This is a genomic window from Rathayibacter sp. AY1C9, from assembly GCF_002932315.1.
In the GTDB taxonomy this organism is placed as follows: domain Bacteria; phylum Actinomycetota; class Actinomycetes; order Actinomycetales; family Microbacteriaceae; genus Rathayibacter.
In genome coordinates this window covers 1-4,109 of record NZ_PSVZ01000053.1, presented here as the reverse complement: position 1 = coordinate 4,109, position 4,109 = coordinate 1, and the positions used below count along the sequence as shown (strand labels likewise).

Sequence of the window (4,109 nt, the reverse complement as noted above, 5' to 3'; positions counted from 1 at the left end):
GGCACCTACCGGGAGGCCTGGGCGTCCTACCCCGTCCTGGTGCGGCAGTACCGGCCCGAGTACAACGAGGGCATCGTGCTCAGCCAGATCCCGCCCGCGTGTGCCCGAAGACGCCGGACCTCCCCGTCGGCGAGCCCTTCGCGAGCCGGTGCGCGCCTCCTCCCGCCTCCGCCGTCGAGGCCCGGCTCCGGGCGCTCCTCGCCGAGCGACTCGTCTTCGATCCGGCGCACACGGCGGTGCGTCTCGCGCGGCCGTTCTTCGAGCACTGCGAGGCGTGGCCCGACCTGGTGCTCGGCGAGCTGCGCGTCGCGATCGAGTACGACTCCACCGGCCGTCACGGACTCGAGCACGTCGGGCACCGCGAGGAGGCCGACCGGCGGAAGGACCGCGCGCTCCGCTCCGCCGGATGGGAGGTGGTGCGCATCCGCACGGGGAAGCTGCTGCCGCTCGGCCCCCACGACCTGGTCGCCACGGGAGTCACGGCCGCACTGGCGGACCGTCTGGTCGACCGGCTCCGCGATATCCGCGGTCCGCTGCTCGTCGACGCCTGGGGGCGCTGAGCGCGTCGCGCGGCGGCTGCGGGACGGTCCTCCGGGACCCGCCCCCGTCGCTCCCTCCCCGTCGCTCCGTGCAGGTGTCCGGCTCGGCGGAACGGGACCCGCGGACGCAGTGCCGGCGAGCGGGAACCGTCGCGTGGGAACCGGCGAGTCGGAGCGGTCGAGTCGTCGCCGCCGGCTCGCAGCCGACGCGTCAGAGCCGCAGGGCCAGCGCCTCGCTGCGCCAGCGGCGGTGCAGGGCCCAGGGGTCGGGCTCCCCGGCGCGCACGGTCTCGATGTGGGCGTCGAGCGCGGGGCTGCGCGCGAACCACTCGGTGCGCTCCAGGCGCTCGTCGGCGAACTGGGCGTGCCGGTGCTGCTCGAGTGCTCGCCCGCCGCGCTCGAACGCGAGGAGCTCCTCGTGCCGGAGTCGGTGGAGGCGCTGCCGGGGATTGCCGCTGGTGCCGATCTTGATCCGCTCGCCGAAGCGGATGTAGTAGACGACGTCGACCCGGGGCGGCGGGAGCTCGCCGTCGGGAGCATCGCCGAGCCGCCACTCGCAGGCGGCGCAGAGCCAGGCGGAGGGGAGTCGGACGCCCAGGCGGGACCCGCACGCCGCGCACGGCGAGGGCAGGGCGTCGATCACGCCGTCCTCGCGGGCGACCCAGTCGTGCGCGAGCTCGAGGTGCGCCGCGCAGAGCGCGAGGGGGGCGCCCGTCTCGGCCGAGGAGGCGCACCCTCCGATCGCGCACGCTGACATGCCGCCGACGCTAGGTGCGACCCCCGACATCGCGCCGCCGTCGACCGCGCCGCCGCGAGCTCGCAGGAGTCGGAGTGCTCGCTCTCGAGGACGGCGGCACCCGCGCGCTCGCTGCCCGGCGGATCAGCTCAGGCGGTCGACCAGCGACGAGGCGAGGCCCGTGTAGCCGCCCGGCGTCAGCGCCAGCAGGCGCTCCTTCGCCGCGTCGCCGATGTCGAGACCCTGCACGAAGACGGCGAGGTCGTCGGCACCGAGGCGCTTGCCGCGGGTCAGGTCCTTCAGCAGCGCGTACGGGTCGGTGATCGAGGAGCGGCCGGCCGCCACCTCCGCGCGGATCACCGTCTGGATCGCCTCGGCCAGCACCTCCCAGTTGCCGTCGAGGTCGGCGGCGAGGGCGGTCGGGTCGAGGTCGATCTCGAGCAGGCCGCGGGCGATGTTGTCGAGGGCGAGGAGGGAGTGGCCGAACGCGACGCCGATGTTGCGCTGCGTGGTCGAGTCGGTGAGGTCGCGCTGGAGGCGCGAGGTGACCAGGGTCTGCGCGAGCGAGTCGAGCAGGGCGCTGGAGAGCTCGAGGTTCGCCTCGGCGTTCTCGAAGCGGATCGGGTTGATCTTGTGCGGCATCGTGGACGAGCCGGTCGCCCCGGCCTGGGGGATCTGCCGGAAGTAGCCGAGCGAGATGTAGGTCCAGACATCGGTGCAGATGTTGTGCAGGATGCGGTTCGCGTGCGCGGCCCTGCCGTAGAGCTCGGCCTGCCAGTCGTGCGACTCGATCTGGGTGGTCAGCGGGTTGAAGACGAGGCCGAGGGAGGTGACGAACTCCTCCGCGAGGGCGGGCCAGTCGGTGCCGGGGTCGGCGGCGAGGTGCGCGGCGAACGTGCCCGTCGCTCCGCTGAACTTGCCCAGGTACTCCGTCGCCTCGATCTGCGCGACGACCCGCTCGAGCCGGTACGCGTAGACGGCGAACTCCTTGCCCATCGTGGTCGGGGTCGCGGGCTGGCCGTGGGTGCGGCTGAGCATCGACTCGTCGCGGTAGCGGACGGCCAGCTCCCGGAGCGACGCGACGACCGAGCGCAGCTTCGGCAGCCAGATCTCGCCGACGGCCTGGCGGACCACGATCGCGTAGGAGAGGTTGTTGATGTCCTCGCTGGTGGCGGCGAAGTGGGTGAGCTCGGCGATGCGCTGCAGGCCCAGCTCCTCGAGCCACTGGCGGACGAGGTACTCCACGGCCTTCACGTCGTGGCGGGTGCGGGCCTCGAGGGTCGCCAGCTCGTCGATCTCGGGCTGGCCGAAGTCGCGGGCGCGGCGGCGCAGCTCCTCGGCGGTCGCCGCGTCGACGGGCTCGGAGCCGAAGAGGCGGCGGTCGGTCAGCGCCAGCAGCCACTCGACCTCGACGTGCACCCGCGCGCGGTTCAGCCCCGCCTCCGAGAGGTACTCGCCGAGCGACGAGACGGCACCGCTGTAGCGGCCGTCGAGGGGGCTCAGCGGCTGGGTGGGGAGCGAGGTCATGCGGTGGTGCCTTCCGGTTCTCAGGTGTCCTGCGCGAGGGCGGCGCGCGCGTCGGTGGAGTCGGGGCGGACCGAGCGGTTGCCGCGCAGTCCTGGTTCGATCTGGGCGAAGAGGGCCCGGCAGGCGCGCTCGATGAGCGCGAGCACCGAGTCGAACGCCGCCGCATCGGAATAGTAGGGGTCGGGGACGTCGCCCTGCGGGGAGAGGCCGGGCTCGAAGTCGAGCAGGCGGCGGATCTTCTGCCGGTCGACCTCGGTGCGCGCCCAGGAGCGCAGCGCGCGCTCGTGCCCGTGGTCGAGCGCGACGACCAGGTCGAACTCGGAGAAGCGGGACGGGTCGAAGAGCTGGGCGCGGTGGCGGCCCCCGTCGAAGCCGTGCCGCTCCAGCGCCGCGAGGGCGCGGCTGTCGGCGTGCTCGCCGAGGTGCCACTCGCCGGTGCCGGCCGAGCTGATCTCGATCGCGGAGCCGAGCCCCGCCTGCTCCGCCAGGGAGCGCAGCACCACCTCGGCCATCGGCGACCGGCAGATGTTGCCGGTGCAGACGAAGCACACGGCGAAGGCCGAGGGCGCAGGGGAGTCGGGGGTCACCCGCCCATCATGGCGCACCGCGGCTCCTCCACAGCAGGCCGATCGCGGCCGTCGTCCACCGATGGCGCGCGACGCCTCCCGGGCGGCGGCGGCGCGGCCGATGCTGACTGCCGAGCCCGCGGTGTCAGTCCTGACGGCGGCGGAGGAAGGGGCGCAGGAGCAGGCTGATGAACCAGTTCACCAGGGCGAGCACGAGGGCGCCGAGCACGCCCCACCAGAAGCCGTCCACGACGAGGCCGAAGCCGAAGAGGCCGCTGATCCAGGCGGTCAGGAGCAGCAGGAGGCCGTTGACGAGGAACGAGACCAGGCCGAGCGTCAGCACGTACAGGGGGAATGCGACCACCCGCACCACTCCGCCGACGACGGCGTTGACGACGCCGAAGATCACCGCCACCAGCAGGTACGTGAGGACCGCCGCTGCGGGGCCCTCCTCGTACGGGTCCACGCGCACGCCCGCCACGACCAGGGTCGTGAGCCAGATCGCGACGGCGTTGGTCAGGAGGCCGAGGAGGAGTCTGCTCATGCCTCCACTATCCCCGCAGGCGGGGCGGGCCGCGAGCCGGGGCTCAGGTGAGGGGCCCGCCGATGGTCGGCTCGGGCGCAGGAGTGCAGAGGCGGGGGTCGTCGGCGCAGGTCCGCGGAGGGAGCACCGCGGTGGGCTCGGGCTGCGGCAGGGGCTCCGCCGTCGGCTGCGGGGCCTCGGTCGGCTCGGGGGCGGGC

The 4,109-nt window shown here is 73.9% G+C and carries 5 protein-coding genes; 1 reads left to right on the top strand and 4 read right to left on the bottom strand.

Annotation, left to right across the window (positions count from 1 at the left end; all coding sequences use genetic code 11):
• Positions 1-98: 98 nt before the first annotated feature.
• Positions 99-560 (top strand): endonuclease domain-containing protein, encoded by a 462-nt coding sequence (locus C5D09_RS16910; RefSeq protein WP_258067044.1) that lies wholly within the window; start codon positions 99-101, stop codon positions 558-560.
• Between the two features lie 190 nt (positions 561-750).
• Here the strand turns inward: C5D09_RS16910 and C5D09_RS16905 are convergent, their stop codons facing one another.
• From C5D09_RS16905 to C5D09_RS16890, 4 genes are all read right to left on the bottom strand, one after another.
• The gene (locus C5D09_RS16905) at positions 751-1,296 is read right to left on the bottom strand and encodes a GIY-YIG nuclease family protein (protein WP_104233549.1); all 546 of its coding nucleotides are present in this window, start codon (positions 1,294-1,296) and stop codon (positions 751-753) included.
• Between the two features lie 123 nt (positions 1,297-1,419).
• Positions 1,420-2,802: an adenylosuccinate lyase gene (gene purB, locus C5D09_RS16900; protein WP_104225198.1), complete on the bottom strand. Its 1,383-nt coding sequence runs from the start codon at positions 2,800-2,802 to the stop codon at positions 1,420-1,422.
• Positions 2,803-2,822: 20 nt separating this feature from the next.
• On the bottom strand, positions 2,823-3,389 hold the full coding sequence (locus tag C5D09_RS16895) for a low molecular weight protein-tyrosine-phosphatase (RefSeq protein ID WP_181065755.1): 567 nt from the start codon (positions 3,387-3,389) through the stop codon (positions 2,823-2,825).
• Between the two features lie 124 nt (positions 3,390-3,513).
• The gene (locus tag C5D09_RS16890) at positions 3,514-3,912 is read right to left on the bottom strand and encodes a phage holin family protein (protein ID WP_104269822.1); all 399 of its coding nucleotides are present in this window, start codon (positions 3,910-3,912) and stop codon (positions 3,514-3,516) included.
• Positions 3,913-4,109 lie beyond the last annotated feature (197 nt).

Bases quoted from the DNA above. Each gene is read 5' to 3' on its own strand.
- C5D09_RS16905 (WP_104233549.1), bottom strand. From the start codon at position 1,296: ATGTCAGCGTGCGCGATCGGAGGGTGCGCCTCCTCGGCCGAGACGGGC.
- purB (WP_104225198.1), bottom strand. From the start codon at position 2,802: ATGACCTCGCTCCCCACCCAGCCGCTGAGCCCCCTCGACGGCCGCTAC.
- C5D09_RS16890 (WP_104269822.1), bottom strand. From the start codon at position 3,912: ATGAGCAGACTCCTCCTCGGCCTCCTGACCAACGCCGTCGCGATCTGG.